The 17126-nt window shown below is 44.9% G+C and carries 17 protein-coding genes; 8 read left to right on the forward strand and 9 right to left on the reverse strand.

The features are described 5' to 3' along the window. The first annotated feature begins 129 nt into the window (after window positions 1-129). Window positions 130-1728 (forward strand): malate synthase A, encoded by a 1599-nt coding sequence (gene aceB / locus ACFSRY_RS14725; RefSeq protein WP_377509218.1) that lies wholly within the window; start codon window positions 130-132, stop codon window positions 1726-1728. A 75-nt stretch (window positions 1729-1803) separates the two neighbouring features. After that, a complete protein-coding gene (gene aceA, locus ACFSRY_RS14730; RefSeq protein ID WP_377509221.1) occupies window positions 1804-3084 on the forward strand; it encodes an isocitrate lyase in 1281 nt (426 codons plus the stop codon). Between the two features lie 71 nt (window positions 3085-3155). Here aceA and ACFSRY_RS14735 read toward each other — a convergent pair whose 3' ends face one another. The 4 genes from ACFSRY_RS14735 to ACFSRY_RS14750 all read right to left on the reverse strand — a co-directional run bounded on the left by ACFSRY_RS14735 (window position 3156) and on the right by ACFSRY_RS14750 (window position 7056). Then, complete coding sequence (locus tag ACFSRY_RS14735) at window positions 3156-4211, reverse strand: CNNM domain-containing protein (protein WP_377509224.1); 1056 nt, start codon at window positions 4209-4211, stop codon at window positions 3156-3158. Between the two features lie 61 nt (window positions 4212-4272). Further along, a complete protein-coding gene (locus ACFSRY_RS14740; protein ID WP_377509227.1) occupies window positions 4273-4668 on the reverse strand; it encodes a hypothetical protein in 396 nt (131 codons plus the stop codon). A 104-nt stretch (window positions 4669-4772) separates the two neighbouring features. After that, window positions 4773-6203, reverse strand: a complete 1431-nt coding sequence (locus ACFSRY_RS14745; protein WP_377509230.1) for an aldehyde dehydrogenase — start codon at window positions 6201-6203, stop codon at window positions 4773-4775. Window positions 6204-6207: 4 nt separating this feature from the next. Beyond that, window positions 6208-7056 (reverse strand): SDR family oxidoreductase, encoded by an 849-nt coding sequence (locus ACFSRY_RS14750; protein WP_377509233.1) that lies wholly within the window; start codon window positions 7054-7056, stop codon window positions 6208-6210. A gap of 150 nt (window positions 7057-7206) precedes the next feature. Here ACFSRY_RS14750 and ACFSRY_RS14755 point away from each other — a divergent pair, with 150 nt between their 5' ends. Together ACFSRY_RS14755 and ACFSRY_RS14760 are read left to right on the forward strand one after the other, a co-directional pair. Beyond that, complete coding sequence (locus tag ACFSRY_RS14755; RefSeq protein WP_377509236.1) at window positions 7207-8052, forward strand: hydroxymethylglutaryl-CoA lyase; 846 nt, start codon at window positions 7207-7209, stop codon at window positions 8050-8052. Between the two features lie 2 nt (window positions 8053-8054). Beyond that, entirely contained in the window at window positions 8055-8795 is a 741-nt protein-coding gene (locus ACFSRY_RS14760; protein WP_377509239.1) for a (Fe-S)-binding protein, read from the forward strand. 395 nt (window positions 8796-9190) lie between these two features. On the opposite strand, the gene ACFSRY_RS14765 is transcribed toward ACFSRY_RS14760, so the two are convergent. The 3 genes from ACFSRY_RS14765 to ACFSRY_RS14775 form a co-directional block, all read right to left on the reverse strand. After that, window positions 9191-9514, reverse strand: coding sequence for a 2Fe-2S iron-sulfur cluster-binding protein (locus ACFSRY_RS14765; protein ID WP_377509242.1), 324 nt, complete (start codon window positions 9512-9514; stop codon window positions 9191-9193). Window position 9515: 1 nt separating this feature from the next. Beyond that, window positions 9516-10526: an NAD(P)/FAD-dependent oxidoreductase gene (locus tag ACFSRY_RS14770; protein WP_377509245.1), complete on the reverse strand. Its 1011-nt coding sequence runs from the start codon at window positions 10524-10526 to the stop codon at window positions 9516-9518. Window positions 10527-10656: 130 nt separating this feature from the next. Further along, window positions 10657-11394: a DUF72 domain-containing protein gene (locus tag ACFSRY_RS14775; RefSeq protein ID WP_377509248.1), complete on the reverse strand. Its 738-nt coding sequence runs from the start codon at window positions 11392-11394 to the stop codon at window positions 10657-10659. Between the two features lie 199 nt (window positions 11395-11593). On the opposite strand from ACFSRY_RS14775, the gene ACFSRY_RS14780 reads away from it, so the two are divergent. Together ACFSRY_RS14780 and ACFSRY_RS14785 are read left to right on the forward strand one after the other, a co-directional pair. Further along, a complete protein-coding gene (locus ACFSRY_RS14780) occupies window positions 11594-12073 on the forward strand; it encodes a hypothetical protein (protein WP_377509251.1) in 480 nt (159 codons plus the stop codon). Between the two features lie 162 nt (window positions 12074-12235). Continuing rightward, window positions 12236-12964, forward strand: coding sequence for a hypothetical protein (locus ACFSRY_RS14785; RefSeq protein WP_377509253.1), 729 nt, complete (start codon window positions 12236-12238; stop codon window positions 12962-12964). Window positions 12965-13103: 139 nt separating this feature from the next. Here the strand turns inward: ACFSRY_RS14785 and ACFSRY_RS14790 are convergent, their stop codons facing one another. After that, a complete protein-coding gene (locus tag ACFSRY_RS14790; RefSeq protein ID WP_377509256.1) occupies window positions 13104-13454 on the reverse strand; it encodes an STAS domain-containing protein in 351 nt (116 codons plus the stop codon). A gap of 418 nt (window positions 13455-13872) precedes the next feature. Between ACFSRY_RS14790 and ACFSRY_RS14795 the strand changes: the two genes are divergently transcribed. Both ACFSRY_RS14795 and ACFSRY_RS14800 read left to right on the forward strand, forming a co-directional pair. After that, window positions 13873-14532, forward strand: a complete 660-nt coding sequence (locus tag ACFSRY_RS14795; RefSeq protein WP_377509259.1) for a response regulator — start codon at window positions 13873-13875, stop codon at window positions 14530-14532. 144 nt (window positions 14533-14676) lie between these two features. Next, on the forward strand, window positions 14677-15543 hold the full coding sequence (locus tag ACFSRY_RS14800; protein ID WP_377509262.1) for a pirin family protein: 867 nt from the start codon (window positions 14677-14679) through the stop codon (window positions 15541-15543). 60 nt (window positions 15544-15603) lie between these two features. Here ACFSRY_RS14800 and ACFSRY_RS14805 read toward each other — a convergent pair whose 3' ends face one another. Continuing rightward, entirely contained in the window at window positions 15604-17016 is a 1413-nt protein-coding gene (locus ACFSRY_RS14805; protein WP_377509265.1) for an MBL fold metallo-hydrolase, read from the reverse strand. Window positions 17017-17126: the final 110 nt, after the last annotated feature.

The following is a 17126-nucleotide window of genomic DNA, read 5'->3' on the forward strand; positions in this document are numbered from 1 at the left end:
TAAGAAAGAGCTTTTTGCGATAATCTCCTAAAAAACGAAAAAAAATATTTAGCGAAAATTCGCCAGAAGTAAATTGTTCGCGTATAGATGAAAAAGGGATAATTAATCACCATTTAAGTCAATAGTATTATGATCTTAGAAAACACTGCCGAAGTTAAGGTAAAATCTACAGAAGGAGCAGACGAAATCCTGACACCCAAAGCACTGGATTTCCTGGAGATGCTGCACCTCAGGTTTGACGACAGGAGAAAAGAACTGCTAGAGAAGCGGAAAGAACGCCAGAATAGAATAGATGCAGGAGAGAAACTTGATTTCCTTTCGGAAACGAAGCATGTGCGGGAGGGTGACTGGCGTGTGGGAGATGTGCCAAAGGATCTTCAGATGAGACGGGTAGAAATAACCGGCCCCGTTGACCGGAAGATGGTTATTAACGCGCTAAACTCCGGTGCCAATGTGTTTATGGCAGATTTTGAGGATGCAAACTCTCCAACGTGGGAGAATGTAGTGCAGGGCCAGATCAACCTGCGCGATGCCATCAGAAAAGACATTGACTTTACAGTACATAACGGCAAAGTATACCGCCTGAAGGAAGAGGTGGCTGTTCTTAAAGTGAGACCTAGGGGCTGGCATTTAAACGAGAAACACCTGACAATTGGTGGTACGCCGGTTTCTGCTTCTCTTTTCGACTTTGGTTTATACTTTTTCCATAATGCTGAAGAACTGTTGAAGCGTGGTACAGGGCCATACTTTTACTTACCTAAGCTGGAGAGTCACCTGGAGGCAAGGCTATGGAACAATGTTTTTGTGGCAGCCCAAGAGGCGCTTGGTATTCCGGTTGGTACAATCAAAGTAACCGTGCTAATCGAGACAATCACCGCTGCTTTTGAAATGGACGAAATCCTGTACGAGTTGCGTGACCACATTGTGGGCCTGAATGCAGGTAGATGGGATTATATCTTTAGTGCCATTAAGAAATTCAGGAACCGTGAGGATGTGCTGTTCCCGGATAGAACAGATGTAACCATGCAGGTTCCTTTCATGAAGGCCTATACTAACCTATTGGTAAAAACCTGCCATATACGGGGGGCACACGCGATGGGAGGCATGGCGGCCTTTATTCCAAGCCGCCGCGACCCTGCTGTAAATGAAAACGCCTTCAGAAAGGTGAAAGCAGACAAAGCCTTCGAAGCAAAAAATGGCTTTGATGGCACGTGGGTAGCGCACCCTGACCTGGTGCAGGTGGCCCGGGAAGAATTTGATAAGGTGTTGGGTGATAAGCCGCATCAGAAAGAAGTTCTTCGGGTAGACGTGCAGGTAAGGGCTGATGATCTTACCGACTTCACGATCAAAGAAGGAAAAATAACGGAGGCAGGGCTGAGGCTAAACATAAATGTTGGCATTATGTACATCGGGAACTGGCTTTGCGGTACCGGTGCTGCAGCGATACACAACCTGATGGAAGATGCTGCCACAGCCGAAATTTCCAGGGCACAAGTATGGCAGTGGCTGCATCATCCGCACACTAAAACTGATGACGGCCTGGAAATATCAGAAGAGCGGGTACTGCAACTTATTAAAGAGGAAACAGAAGGCATTAAAGAAGAGGTCGGATTGGCCATGTTTAAAAACTGTCACTTTGAAAGGGCTTCTCATCTTTTCTCAGAGCTGGTTCTCTCGCAGTGTTTTGTAGAGTTCCTGACCCTGCCTGCATACAAGTACATCGAGTAGTGCCGTGCAAGCACAAAGTAAGACTAACAGTAACCCACAGAATCATCAAAAAGCGAATTTAAATTTTCTATAGCCATGAACAAAAAAGAAAGAATCCAGAAGATTGAAAGAGATTGGATCGAAAACCCACGCTGGGCCGGAATCAAGAGACCTTACAGTGCCGATGAGGTTGTTAAGCTGCAGGGCTCCGTGCAGATAGAGTTTACCTTGGCCAGGAACGGTGCAGAAAAACTATGGCGTTTGCTGCACTCTGAACCCTATGTGGCAGGGTTAGGTGCTCTTACCGGAAACCAGGCGGTACAGGAGGTGCAGGCCGGGTTGAATGCCATATACTTAAGTGGCTGGCAAGTGGCGGCTGATGCAAACTTAGCAGGGCAGATGTACCCTGACCAAAGCTTATACCCTGCAGATTCCGTTCCGAACGTGGTAAAGAAAATCAACAACTCACTCCTGCGCGCTGATCAGATACAGAGCGTAAACGGAGACGGAGAGATAGATTACATGGTGCCTATTGTGGCTGATGCAGAGGCTGGTTTTGGCGGTAACCTGAATGCATTTGAACTGATGAAGATGATGATAGAAGCAGGTGCCTCTGGCGTGCATTTCGAGGACCAGTTGTCATCTGCGAAAAAGTGCGGACACCTGGGTGGCAAAGTACTGGTGCCAACACAGGAGGCGATAAATAAATTAGTTGCTGCACGTTTGGCTACAGACGTAATGGGAGTGCCTACTTTGCTTGTAGCCCGTACCGATGCTGATGCCGCAAACCTGCTTACCAGCGATATAGACCCGCGCGACCATGAATTTATACTGGATGAGCCAAGGACCAGTGAAGGTTTCTACCATGTTAGAAATGGTATAGCGCAAGGTATTGCTCGTGGACTGGCTTATGCTCCGTATGCCGATCTGATCTGGATGGAAACATCTCATCCGGATCTGGAGCAGGCACGACAGTTTGCAGAGGCTATACATAAAGAGTTTCCGGGTAAACTTCTGGCTTATAACTGCTCACCATCGTTTAACTGGGCAGCCAGATTAAGTGTAGAAGAAATGGAAAGCTTCCGCGAAGAGCTTGCCGCCATGGGGTACAAATTCCAGTTCATCACGCTGGCAGGATTCCATGCCTTGAACACAAGTATGTTTGAATTGGCAAGAGCATATAAGCAACGCGGTATGGCCGGCTACTCAGAGCTGCAGCAGCGGGAATTTGCCCTGACAAGTGAAGGTTTTAAGGCGGTAAAGCATCAGTCGTTTGTGGGAACAGGCTATTTTGATGCGGTGCAAAACACGGTTACTTCGGGTAAAGCTTCTACTGCTGCCTTAGTTGGTTCTACAGAGGAGGAACAGTTCCATTAAAGCAAATAAAAGGTTAAAAAAGCCTGCTGCAGAGATCTGCAGCAGGCTTTTTTAAGAGCTGTTTCTAACCCCTATTCTTGCTCCGGTTTAAAGCCAAGGCGCTTGGCGCGTTTCTCCCAATTGGTACGGGCCCAGGTTTGCAGGTCTGCAATCTGGTCCATTTCATCAACAATCTCCATTCCAAGAAGTGTTTCAATAATATCTTCCATTGTAATTAAACCGGCCGTACCACCGTACTCATCTACCACTAAAGCAATCTGGTCCTGCTTTTCAAGCAAGCGGGAAAAAACAGTAGGGATGGGGATATGCTCTGTAACTACCTGTATATTCCTGGAGATTGATTTTAACGGCAGATGCCCCTCATCATTGATCAGCTTATACATTACCTCATCCTTTAGAACATACCCCGACACATCATCCAGGTTACTTTTATAGATAGGTATTCTGGAGAAGCGCAGGTCCGGAAAGCTTTTGAAGAAGTCTACAATAGTGGTGTCTTCATGGGCGCTTACTATAACGGTCCGGGGTGTCATGATATGGCGAACCAGTATTTTATTAAATCGCAGAAGGTTCTGGATGATCTGTGACTCTCCTTTCTTGAAGATACCTTCCTTGATTCCTATTTCTGTCATTGCCGTGAAATCAGCACGGCTTAATACGCTACGGCCCTTTTCTGTTTTGAGGCGCTTGGTGATGAACTGCGACAGAATAATAATAGGGTAAAGTGGGGAATAGATCAATATTTTGAGTGTCCGGACAGTAAAAGGGGTTAGCTGCTTCCAGTAATTAGCTCCCAGTGTTTTAGGAATTATCTCAGTGAAAATGAGTATAACGATGGTCAGTACTACAGATACGATTGTCAAGGCTTCCTCACCCCATAGCAACTGCGCCTGTGCACCCACGCCGGCAGCTCCAATCGTATGGGCAAAGGTATTTAAGGTAAGTATGGCTGCAAGAGGCCTGTCTATATTCTCTTTAAAGTGGTGCAAATCTTCACCCAGTGATGGATTTTCTTTGCTGAGGATAGTGGCATGGGAAGGGGTAATGCTAAGCAGAGATGCTTCGAGCAGTGAGCATAGAAAAGAAAAAAACAGAGCAACAGATAAGTACAAAAGCAAAAAGCCCATGAATGGTTATGATTTAAGGCATTTGTGTTAAAGAATTTAGGAGACGGTTACGCAGAAGGAGTCAATGTACAACACGCAGCACAGGTTCCGGAAGCTGGGTATGTGTTTCCAGGTCAACGGTAAAGTAACCTACCATACTTGGGCCATAACCCAAGTCAATTTCAATAAATTTGTTCTGCTCCGGTAGCATCTTTATCACTTCGTTCTGCATTTCCCTGTAGCGCTGGAGCATGATATCCAAAAGCTGTTCATCTTCCTTCAGATTATCTTCTGATGACTTAGCCTCTGTAGTTCCCTCTTCCTGCTTCTGATGGTTGCCAGGTGCTGTTGCCTTAGCTTTCAGGTTTATTATTTCAACTTCCAGCTTTCTGATTTTACCTTCAAGTTCCAGGTACTCTTTTATCTTACGTTCAAGTGGTACCAGTGAATCGTCGAGGTAAGCAGTAAGGTTTTCCATAGTCGTGATAGTTTCTGCATGCATACGTGTAGTCCGTGATTGTATACGCAGAATTATATATTTCTTTGCAGGGGCACCGCTGCTGCCGAATTATACCCGGTGTATCAGAGCCACTTGAAGAATTTCTGAAGCTGCTTCAGTCTATCGGCGTAAGGGGGATAGCGTAGTGGGAGGTCCAGCCAGGTACCACGGTGTAACACACTTTTCTGGTGCGAAAATAAGTCAAAGCTTGTTTGTCCATGATAACTTCCCATGCCACTTTCACCTATACCTCCAAACGGAAGGTTTGGGTTTGCCAGATGGGAAAGGGTATCGTTAACGCAGCCACCCCCGAAGTGAGCACACCTCAATACTACGTCCTGCTTGTTCTTAGACGAAGAGAACAGATACAAAGCCAAGGGCTTTTCCCCACCGTTTACGGTCTCAATGGCATCATTCAGGCTCGTAAACGAAAGCACCGGGAGTATCGGCCCAAATATTTCTTCCTGCATAACCGGGTGCTGCCAGGTTACCTGGTCAAGTACAGTTGGAGCAATGTAGAAAGAGTTCTCATCTGTTTCTCCCCCGGTCCGCATATTCCCATCTTGCAAATAACTTTTTAGCCTGTTATAGTGACTCCTGTTTACAATGCGGGCAAAGTCAGGGCTCTTCGAAGGATCGTCTCCATAAAAATTATGAATGGTTTGAGAAACCAGTTGAATGAATTCCTCTTTTACCTGCTCCTGCACCAACACATAATCAGGAGCAACACACGTTTGGCCCGCGTTAATAAACTTACCCCACGTAATTCGCCTTGCAGCTAACTCCAGGTCAGCGTCTTCGGTAACTATGGCCGGGCTCTTACCTCCCAATTCTAAGGTAACTGGTGTTAGGGTTTTTGCAGCAGCCTGCATAATGATCTTCCCTACTTTGGTGCTGCCAGTAAAGAAGATGTAATTAAACCGCTCATCCAGCAGGTGTTGAGTTGTCTCCACACCTCCTTCAACAACAGCTATATACTCCTCACTGTAGTTCTGGCGAATAATCTCTGCGATTACAGCAGATGTGTTGGGGGTTATTTCTGAAGGTTTAAGGATAGTACAGTTGCCTGCTGCCATAGCACCAATGAGTGGTGCCAGCATGAGCTGAAAGGGGTAGTTCCAGGGAGCAATAATCAGGGCAACCCCATAAGGCTTTGGATAGATGTAGCTTTTAGCCGGGAAGTTCAGAATTGTTTCCTTTACCCGCTTCGGCTTTGCCCACTTTTTCAGGTTCTTTAAAGTGTGCTTCAATTCAATTTCTGTAAAGCCTATTTCAGTGGCGAAAGACTCAAAGGGAGGCTTCCGAAAGTCGGCATACATAGCATCAATGATTTTCTGCTCATTCTTTCGTATGGCTTTCTGCAGTATCTGAAGCTGCTGCTTCCGGAACTCAACATCCAGGGTGCCATGCCCTTCGAAGAAGCTTCGCTGCTTCTGAACCAGTTGCTGAACCCGCTCCTTAGCTGTTTCGGGTGGGGAAGGAGTTGTCTTAGCTTCATGTGTGGGTTTATCCATAGCTTTAAGCTTTTGGTTTGTGTGAAGTAAGGGCTTCTGCAGTTGGGCGACCTGCAAAATGATTCATGGAAGAATATACGTTAAACAGGCGGCCAACGACCAGGTCGAATAAACGGGTAGGAAGTATGCCACGCAGTACAGGCAACAGGTAAACAATGGCAGGTTTTCTTAACAGAATTTTGTTTTTCTCCACAGCATTAAGAATGGCTGCTGCCATAGCTTGAGGTTTAATGATAGGAGTTAGCAGCGGAGCCTTAACACCCGCAAACATGCCGGTGTCAATGTAGCTGGGTGTAACCGTAGTGACGTGCAACTCCGGATAATGCTCTTCCAATTCCAGCCGTAAGCTTTCAGACCAACCTAGTACAGCCCACTTGCTTGAGGCATATACGCTCATGCGCGGGTTTGGTAACAGGCCGGCAGCCGAGGCAATGTTTACAATGTGTCCGGTTCCACGGGTAAGCATTCCAGGTAAGAAAGCCCTGGTTACGTACATTACGCCCAGTACATTGACATTGATTGTCCGGCCTATGTCAGCGTATGAATGATCGGCGAAGGTTTTTCCTACTACAATGCCGGCATTGTTAATGATAATATCAGGAACACCAATCTCACGTATGATCTGCTCTGAGGCTTTCTGGATCTGTACGGCATCTGCCACATCAACCTCAAAAGGGAAAACCTGGTATCCTTTTTCGGTTAAACGTGATGCTGCTGACTGCAATTGGGCTGGATTAATGTCCCAGATGATAAGGCACCTGGCCTGGCGCTCCAGGCTCATTTGTCCCATTAGCTGCCCGATGCCTGAAGCGCCACCAGTAATTAAGATTGTACTGTTTCGGATATGGGTCATATGTGGCTCACAAAATTCTTCTTTAAGTTAGAAAGAATAGTTTAACTTATAAAATAGAGAAACAGTACCGATGGTTTAAGAAGGAGGCTGTATAATTTGTATATTTGAATGATACCCTACTAAAGGACAAAAGATAGAAGTAACGCTACTATGAAAATAATTGAGTGCCCCCGGGATGCCATGCAAGGCATCAAAGAATTTATACCAACAGAGAAAAAGATCGCCTATATCAACACTCTTTTAGAAGTAGGTTTTGATACCATAGATTTTGGGAGTTTCGTTTCCCCGAAAGCAATTCCGCAGATGAGTGATACTGCTGAGGTGCTTGCAAACCTGGAACTGGAGAAAACGAATTCTAAACTGCTGGCAATAATTGCCAATGTGCGTGGAGCCGATGATGCGGCACAGCATAAGCAGATTGACTACCTCGGCTTTCCGCTTTCTGTTTCTGAAACCTTTCAGCAGCGCAATACAAACAAGAGTATTGCAGAGGCTATGGAGCAACTGGCGCAAATTCAGGAAATATGCCATAAGCATGGCAAAAAACTGGTAACCTATATCTCAATGGGTTTCGGTAACCCCTATAATGATCCCTGGGATGCAGAAACCGTTATTCGGTTTGTTGAGGAACTGCATAAGCTGGAGGTAAAAATTATTTCGCTGTCAGACACTATTGGTGTGTCAAATCCCGAGAACATTTCCTACCTGTTTGGGCATCTTATTCCTGCCTTCAAAGGGGTAGAGTTTGGGGCACATCTTCACACAACCCCCACTACCTGGCAAGAAAAGGTAGAGGCAGCTTACAAAGCCGGGTGCAGGAGGTTTGATGGAGCCATGCGAGGGTATGGTGGTTGTCCAATGGCTAAAGATGAACTGGTTGGCAACATGGCAACAGAAAATTTAGTCGGCTACTTCAAAAATATTGGTTTAAATTTGAACCTAAACAAAGCAGCGTTTGACAGGGCACTGGCTGAGTCAAGTGTTGTCTTTTCCTGATTATGGCAAGAAGAATAGTTGTAGATATTTTTATACCATGTTTTGTAGACCAACTCTTCCCTGAGACTGGTATGAACATGGTGAAGGTACTGGAGAAGATAGGGTGCGAGGTAAACTATAATCCTAACCAGACTTGCTGCGGTCAGCCAGCTTTCAATGCCGGCTTCTTTAATGAGGCCCGTGAAGTGGCGACTAAGTTCCTGAACGATTTCTCGAGCGAAACATCTCATTACATTGTGGCCCCTTCGGCTTCCTGTGTGGGGATGGTCCGTAATGCTTACCAGGATATCTTCGTGAAATCTTCAAACCTTGTTAAGTACCGCACCATGCAGAAAAAAGTGTATGAACTGACGGAGTTTCTGACAGATGTTATGGGGATAACAAGTATACCTGGAGCCGTGTTAGAGGGCAAATTCACCTACCATGACTCCTGTAGTGCGCTTCGCGAGTGCGGAATAAAAGCAGGTCCGCGAGCTTTACTAAGTAGTGTACAAGGCTTGGAAATGGTAGAGATGGAAGACAGTGAAACCTGTTGCGGTTTTGGTGGTACTTTTGCCGTTAAGTTCGAAGCTATTTCAACGGCTATGGCAGAGCAAAAAGTGGAGAACGCTATTGCTACAGGTGCTGATTACATTGTATCTACGGATAGCAGCTGTCTGATGCACCTGGAGGCGTATATACAAAAGCAGAGTAAGCCTATACGAACTATGCATATTGCCGATGTGCTGGCTAGTGGGTGGTAACGATTTAAGACTTTCAAGTACAAGGTTCATCGCTGTTGTAGCTAAGTATAAACACCTAGTAATAGAAGTATTAAGACTGAATTTTGTGAATTTACACTTAAATAATATAACTATAGCTACACGAGGGCGTAAAGTATAAAAGCGGTAACAATAGATAACGAAACAGCTTTATAAATCAAGTTGGTTGAGCCATAAGCTGTAACGCTAAGTTTAATCCTTTGATTAACCTGGTAATTACCGCTACATAAAGTGATAAGATTGTCCTTTTCGGGTGCTGAGGACGATTTTATCACTTTATTTTTATACCTACAGTACCCTTAGAACGAGTATAGTTTGTTAAAACCTTTTTTACCGACTGTAAAATAAAGAAGGAGGCTTTAGCCTCCTTCTAACATTTATGCTTCAGGCATTATCCGAACCACCAGTCCATCCAGTTCCGGATTTACTTTCAATTGGCAGGAAAGGCGGCTGCTATCTGTTGCATGCGGCAGTGATTCCAGCATATAGGCCTCATCATCATTCATTTCGGGCAGAGGTCCGCTTTGTAGCACTTCTACATGGCAGGTAGCACAAATGGCCATTCCTCCGCATACAGCCTGCACATCAAACTCGTTCGCCTTCAGTACTTCCATCACAGACAGCCCCATGTCAGTAGGAGCTTCCAGGGCAATGCGTTCGCCGTTGTCCTGCTCAACAAATATAGTTATTGCGTCTTCCATGTTACAATTCTTGAATTCCGTTAACGGTAGTATATTTTAGAACGAACTTTTTATTCGGGTATAGGATATTGTAAGCGCTTTGAGCCATCAGAGCCGCCTCATGGAAGCCACATAAAATTAGCTTTAACTTACCCGGATAAGTATTTATATCACCAATAGCATAAACACCCGGAATATTTGTGGAGTAGTCGGTGGTGTTTACCACAATGGCATTCTTCTCCAGTTCCAGTCCCCAGTTTTCAAGGGGGCCTAGCTTTGGCACTAACCCAAAGAGCGGGACAAAGTAGTCTGTTTCAATCTCGTAAGGACTTTCATTGTTGACCATTACAGTTACTTTGTCTAGCTTATGACTCCCATGTACTTCCGTTACATTTGATTTAAGTATTAGTTTTATCTGGCCTTCTTCGGCCATGCTGGTGACCTTAGCTGCTGATTCAGGAGCTCCTCTAAAAGACGTGCCCCTGTGCACCAGTGTCAGTTCTTTACAGATTCCCGCCAGGTATATAGCCCAATCCAGAGCTGAGTCGCCACCGCCAGCCAACACCACGCGCTTATCCTTAAAGTCTTCGGGATCACGTACCATGTAAGTTACCCCCTTATTCTCAAAGCTCTCCAGGTTTTCAATGGCAGGCTTGCGAGGCTCAAAAGAGCCAAGGCCTCCGGCAATTACTACTGCTTTACAGGCTATCTCTGTGCCTGCCACAGTTGTTACTATAAAGGAGCCATCTTCCTGTTTTTCGAGATGCTCTACCCGTTCGCCTAAGGTAAAGGTAGGATGAAAAGGGGCAATCTGTTTTTGTAGGTTCTGTACCAGATCACCAGCCAGAATTTCCGGAAAACCAGGTATGTCATAAATAGGCTTCTTCGGGTAAATCTCTGTAAGCTGACCACCAACGGCAGGCAAAGCGTCTACCACATGGCACCTCATTTTTAACAATCCAGCTTCAAAAACAGCAAAAAGCCCAACAGGACCTGCCCCTACGATACATATATCAGTTGTTATATTACTCATTTTTATTCTTAGTGAAATAAAAGCTATGATGCCATAAAAGTAATATTTACTACATAGCAGGCCATAGAATTTTAGCATTTTGTAAATATCACCTGTGCAACATCATAAGATTGCGGTTTGTTTAATGTTCCTACATTAATTTGTTCTGTACCAGTTCCTGCAGTCTTTGTGCATTGAATGCAGCGTAGCCGGCCTCATCATTATCGAAATAAATAAACACCTCCAGTCCGGCAGATTGCCATTCCAGGCAGGTGTTGGCCCACCACCTTAGGGCACTTTCATCGTAACTGCCAGCATATCTACCTCCTGGTCCATGAAGCCTTACATAAACCACATCGGCAGTTACCTCAATAGGCGACATGAGACCTGCCAACTCATAGATGCAGAAGCTTACGTTATAGTCTCTAAGTAATTGCAGGACATCCTCCGTATACCAACTCTCATGTCTGAATTCAAAGGTATAGGTATAGTAGGAGAGCAGTAGCGAAAGGAAGTTCTGCAGCCTTTCCGTGTCTACTTTCCACCCGGGTGGAAGCTGAAAGAGTATAGGACCAAGCTTTTCTCCTAAGGCGTTTACATTAGTGAAGAAACGGTCCAAACTTTCTTGTGGGTCTTTCAGCTTTTTCATGTGGGTGATAAATCGGTTTGCCTTTACAGCAAAAAGAAAATCGTCGGGTACAGAAGTGCGCCAGTTTAAAAACGTTCCGGAGGAAGGAAGTCTATAAAAGGAGTTATTAATCTCAACGGTTTTAAAGAAGCGTGTGTAATGAGAGGTAAAATCTTTACTCTTTAATTCAGGAGGATAAAAGTTACCCATCCAATGTTTATAGTGCCAACCCGATGTTCCAATATGTATTTCTTTTTGCATAAAACATTGATTCATAGATTTTTGTGTAAATGCTTGATAGCCTTGTTTTCATGATCTACGTTTAAACAATAAAATTCTTCATACCCTCGTGAATTTGATGTCAGGATTAATGTTGATTAGCAGGAAAGAAACTAAAACCGCCTATCGGAAGTTACGTTTAAAGTCCAAGAATTTGTTTATTTTATAATAGTGTATGGCCATGAACAGAAATTATCAGCAGGAGAGTTATGCGAACGGCTCCTTTGAACAAGATTACCAGCAGGATTCTTACGAAAGCAGGCAGCGGAAGGAGTACAGAGACTTGTATGATCCTTTTAAAAGTAACTGGAATGCTGCCTTAAACAATGCGGGCAGACGTGGTTCTGAATCTGTTCCAGGACTTAGAATGAAAAGCTACCCTAGTACCCATGAACACTCCAGTACTTCTACCTACAGAAACAGGTACGGAAATCACAGCGGAGGTCCTCGTCCTTATAAAGATAGGAGAAAAGGTGATCTTGGCTACTACTCACCCTATGAAAGCGGAAATGTAAAAGAGGGCAAATTTAGTAGCTCAGACATAGAAGGTGGTAGTAGGTTTGAGCCTACAATAGAAGGAGGAAATTTTAATGAAGCTGGTGATGTTCCTCGCCGCAATACCTATGGCTACTTTACTACAGGCTATGGTCCACGGGACTAAAACTATGAGCTGATAATTTTTTGGCAATATAACATGGAATGAGAGACCTGGGCATTGTCCGGGTCTTTCTGATTTATGGCTGTAGGGTAAAGGTGCTAAACAGATGCCAGTGAAATGCGTTTAGAAAGGGTACACTATTGTATCATCTAAACAAATATTAAAATGGATAGAGACACCAGAAATAGATATTACCACGGCGGGCTTGGGGCAGAAGAGAACAGAAGAGACTTTGACCGCAATACCCGAGACGGCGACTTTGGACGGGAGTATGAAGATCGCTATAGGGGCGGTAAGTACAATCATTACCGGAATGAGGATGACAGGGCCAGGAGCTACAGAAACCGGGATTATGAGATGGAGGACAACTACTATAAAAATGTGAGGGGAGACCGACATAGGCTGGATAATGTCAGGCAGGGATATGGTTTCTTCAGCTTTGGAGGAAGTTCTGAGAGCGAGGACAGGCGTTCGAAAATGGAGCGTGAACGAAATGCACAACGCGAACAGGGGTATGGATCTGGTAGACTTGGAGGCTATAGTGGCTCCGGCTTTGGTGGATCAAATTATAGCTCCCATGGAAGCTTTGGCGGTTCTTCAGATTATGGAGCCATGAGTGGAGGCGGAGGAAACGCTGATGATTTTGTGTCCTCGTCAGGGTATGGTGGGGGATACCGAAGTGGGTCAGTTCATGACAGGAACAGAGATTACAGAAATGCCAGTAGCCAGCATGGTTATTCACGAGGCGATACATATGGCTACAACAGAGACAGGGACAACGAAGGGTATGGAGACCGGTACTCTTCTGACAGAAGTGTCCATGACCGGAACTTCCAAGATAGACGCAGAGAATCTGAGCGCAGGGATAACACCTGGCACCATCAAAGCTGGTAAATAGAAGCATACCCAATATAACTGAAAAAGCCGGATACATTTTTAAATGTATCCGGCTTTTTCAGTTATGTTCCCCTGCATTCACGGCAAATAAGATAATATTGATAAAGAAGGAGAACAAATAACAGAGAGTAAAGCTTTAGGAGCCACCCACTAGTTTACAGGCTTCCTCTTCTGTGCTGGCTATGCTTACTATTTTTTCCACTCCCAGAATGCTGAACACGTTCATGATCTTAGGCTGGAGTCCAAAAAAAGCAAGCTTAATACTATTGTGGTTACAGGCATGCATGGTAGCCAGTACAACACCAAGACCGGCAGAAGAAATGTATTCTAGTTCACTACAGTCAATCACTAACCCTTTGCAATCCTTCGTTATAGCGCTTTGTAGTGCATCATCAGCTGAAACAGCTGTGTTCGCATCTAATTCACCCGAGAGTCTTACAATACTTAGGTCTCTGTCCTTTTCTACATCAGCTTCAAACTTTTTCATCTTCAGGTTCCTTTTGACAAAGCTCCTTGGCGAAAGGTGCTATTATTTTAGAAAACAACAGGTACGGTTCCCTGCACGAGCCTGTATGGTTTCATGCCAACAAACTGGCAAAACCAGAATAGCGACTGATGGGATGGACAAAAGTGAAATAATAGAAGTGAGTAAGCCTGTTTCATAATAAGTTAAGTTAGTGTAGTAATCAAATGTATCTAAATATGTGCAATTAATGTAATAAAATAATAATTAATTGATACTGCGTCAAATACGTATTTTTATAATTACGTATATATTAAATAGCATATAAATTGTGCAAAAGTATTTAATAGTGAATCTTTAACAACCTTTTGAGAGGTTAGAATCCTTTCCTTAACCTGTACACTACCCATACCCCTACACTTTCAGCTATAAAACAACACATATGATAAGAATCATTCTTGCTGATGATCACAAGCTAATACGGGACGGAATAAAAGCGCTTCTGAAAATTGAAAATGCCCTTGAAGTGGTTGGTGAAGCTGCAGATGGAGAACAGTTGATAAAGCTGCTATCCGAAATAACCGCCGATTTAGTACTGCTTGACCTTAATATGCCTGGAAAGAGTGGAGTAGATACAATTAAGCATATAAAGATTCATTTTCCTGATGTAAGAGTATTAGTGCTATCAATGCTTAATTACGAACAATATGTTCACGAGGCGATGGAGGCCGGGGCTACAGGTTATTTGCTAAAAGACACCGGTAAAGACGAACTGATATCCGCGATTGGCTTGGTAGCTAAAGGGACCTCCTATATCTGCTCAAACGTTACCCTTGATTTGTTGCGAAAACAACATGCTGATGTTCCTGTTCAAGTGCATGTTAATGTCTCGAATCAGAAAGAGGTAAAGGATTTGACTAAAAGGGAGTTAGAAATACTGAACCTGATTGCAGAGGGGCTCACCAATGCTGATATAGCTGAAAGGCTATATACCAGCAAAAGAACAATTGAAACACACCGGCAGAACCTCTTGGAGAAAACTCAAACAAAAAACACTGCCACCCTTATCCGATATGCTTTCCAAAAAGGACTTATTTCTTAGCATCTGAAGCTTACAATCATAATTTCTTCTTTAAATCCTGGGTTTATGCCTGAAGCGGAGCAGTTTAAGTTTGGTCTCTTTCTTTGAAACTAACAAGCAGGAGTGCAGTTTAAATGTTTGCAGAGTGTAACCACGCATAATAAGATGAAGAACAGAACAGTTGAACGGATGCTATACGCTGAAGTGGTAGACATGGGAGGAATGCCGGTACGGCAGCCGTTCCCTACCCAGCAGGTAAACCAAATAGATCCTTTCCTGCTGCTGCACCACCATGTTTCCAGGGTTCCAGAAGGAGTTATTCCGCAAAAGTCTGGGGTGGGGCCCCACCCCCACAGAGGCTTTTCACCGGTTACCTTTGTGTACAAAGGGGGAGTGCACCACCGCGATTCACGGGGCAACAACAGTGTGGTATATGAAGGAGGAACCCAGTGGATGCAGGCAGGTATGGGAGTAATTCACAGTGAACGGCCTCCGGCAGATATTCATGAAAGGGGAGGAGAACAGGAGATTATTCAGCTTTGGGTGAATCTGCCAAGGTCTCACAAAATGAATCAGCCGGAATACATACCGCTACAGGCTGAAGATACGCCTGTGCTGGAGATAGAGGGAGGTAAAGTAAGAATTAGAATTGTTACAGGAGAGTTTGCGGGTATTGTAGGCCCGATAAAGACACCTACTCCTATACTGGCTCTTCGGATAGAGATGAAAGCTGAAACAACTTATTGCTTTCCCGTTCCGGAAAATTATAATGCCTTCTTATACCTGTTGGATGGAAGAGTGAGGTACGAAGGTTTTGGAGAAGTAGACGGACACCACCTGCTCGTGCTAAATAAAGATGGTGAGAACTTCACTATCACCGCGAAAAAAGACACCCGCCTCCTGTTAATGGCAGGAAAACCATTGGAAGAGCCAGTAGTGTCGCATGGTCCTTTTGTGATGAACACCCAGACAGAAATCATGCAGGCCATGCGTGACTACCAGATGGGCAAAATGGGTATATTGATCGAATAGTCTATAGAGAAATGAGGTGGTAAAGACTTTGAGTACCTTTACCACCTTACTTTTTAGCCTTTACTGAAGGGTGCTCGGGCACACGAAATTTGTGCGCGGCAGGTTTGTTTCAGAAATTGCCTTATAGCCACCTTGCACATCGATTAACATATCATAGCCACGTGCCTTTAGAATAGAAGCTGCAATCATGGAGCGGTATCCGCCAGCACAGTGAATGTAAAGCGTCTCATCTTTTGGCAACTCTGCCAGGTGTTCATTCAGAAAATCAAGAGGCTTGTTAACGGCAGTTTCTAAATGCTCTGCCTGGTACTCACCCGGCTTACGCACATCTATAATATTGATGTTGATGTCCTGCTCAAAGCTAGTGGCAAGGGTATCCGCTGTGATAGAGGTGACAGTGTCTGTTTCTTTGCCTGCCTCTCTCCATGCAGCGAAGCCTCCTTTCAGGTAACCGATGGCGTGGTCGTACCCTACGCGCGCAAGTCTTGTTACCACTTCCTCCTCTCGGCCCTCGTCGGCAACGAACAGGATGGGCTGCTTGATATCCGGGATAAGGGTGCCTACCCAAGGGGCAAAGCCTCCGTCGATACCAATGAAGATAGCGTTAGGAATACAGCCTGCAGCAAAATCCTGTGCTTTACGCGTGTCCAGTATAAGTGCTCCTGTCTCATTGGCGGCAGCCTCAAAAGCATCTGGCGATAAAGCCTGTAACCCCAGGTTCATTACGCTGTCAATGCTGTTATACCCTTCTTTGTTCATCTTCACGTTCATAGGGAAGTAACCCGGAGGAGGAAGCAGGCCTTCTGTCACCTCCTTTACAAACTCTTCCTTTGTCATGTCCGCTCTGAGGGCATAGTTCGTCTTTTTCTGGTTTCCCAGGGTGTCAAACGTTTCCTTGCTCATGTTTTTACCGCAAGCTGAGCCAGCTCCATGAGCCGGGTAAACAACTACATCATCAGTAAGCGGCATGATCTTGTTGCGAAGTGAGTCGTACAGGTGCCCTGCCAGTTGCTCTTTTGTCAGGTCTGATTTTGCTGCCAGGTCCGGGCGGCCAACATCCCCTATAAAGAGCGTGTCACCGGTGAAAAGGGCGTAATCCCTGCTATTCTCATCCTTTAGGAGGTACGTAGTGGATTCCATCGTGTGGCCAGGCGTGTGCAATACTTTAATAGTCACTTTGCCCACTTTCAACTCTTCGCCATCCGATGTGATGTGCGCATCAAAAGTGGGGCTTGCATTAGGACCAAAGACAATTCGGGCGCCGCTGGCCTTAGCCAGGTCCAGGTGCCCTGAAACGAAGTCAGCGTGGAAATGCGTCTCCAAGACGTACTTTATCTTAGCTCCGTCTTTCTCTGCTCTCTCCAGGTAAGGCTTAATCTCACGCAGCGGGTCGATGATAGCAGCCTCACCGTTGCTCTCAATGTAGTAGGCTCCCTGGGCAAGGCAGCCGGTATAGATTTGTTCTACTTTCATGGTTTTTCAAAAATGATTACAAAGCAAATTTCTCTTTTTTATACCTGCAGTGCAGTGACTAATGTCACTAAACCAACTGTACTATGAAGGAAATTGATTGCTTATAAATG

Origin of the sequence: Pontibacter locisalis (genome assembly GCF_042684605.1) — a bacterium.
Lineage (GTDB): Bacteria > Bacteroidota > Bacteroidia > Cytophagales > Hymenobacteraceae > Pontibacter > Pontibacter locisalis.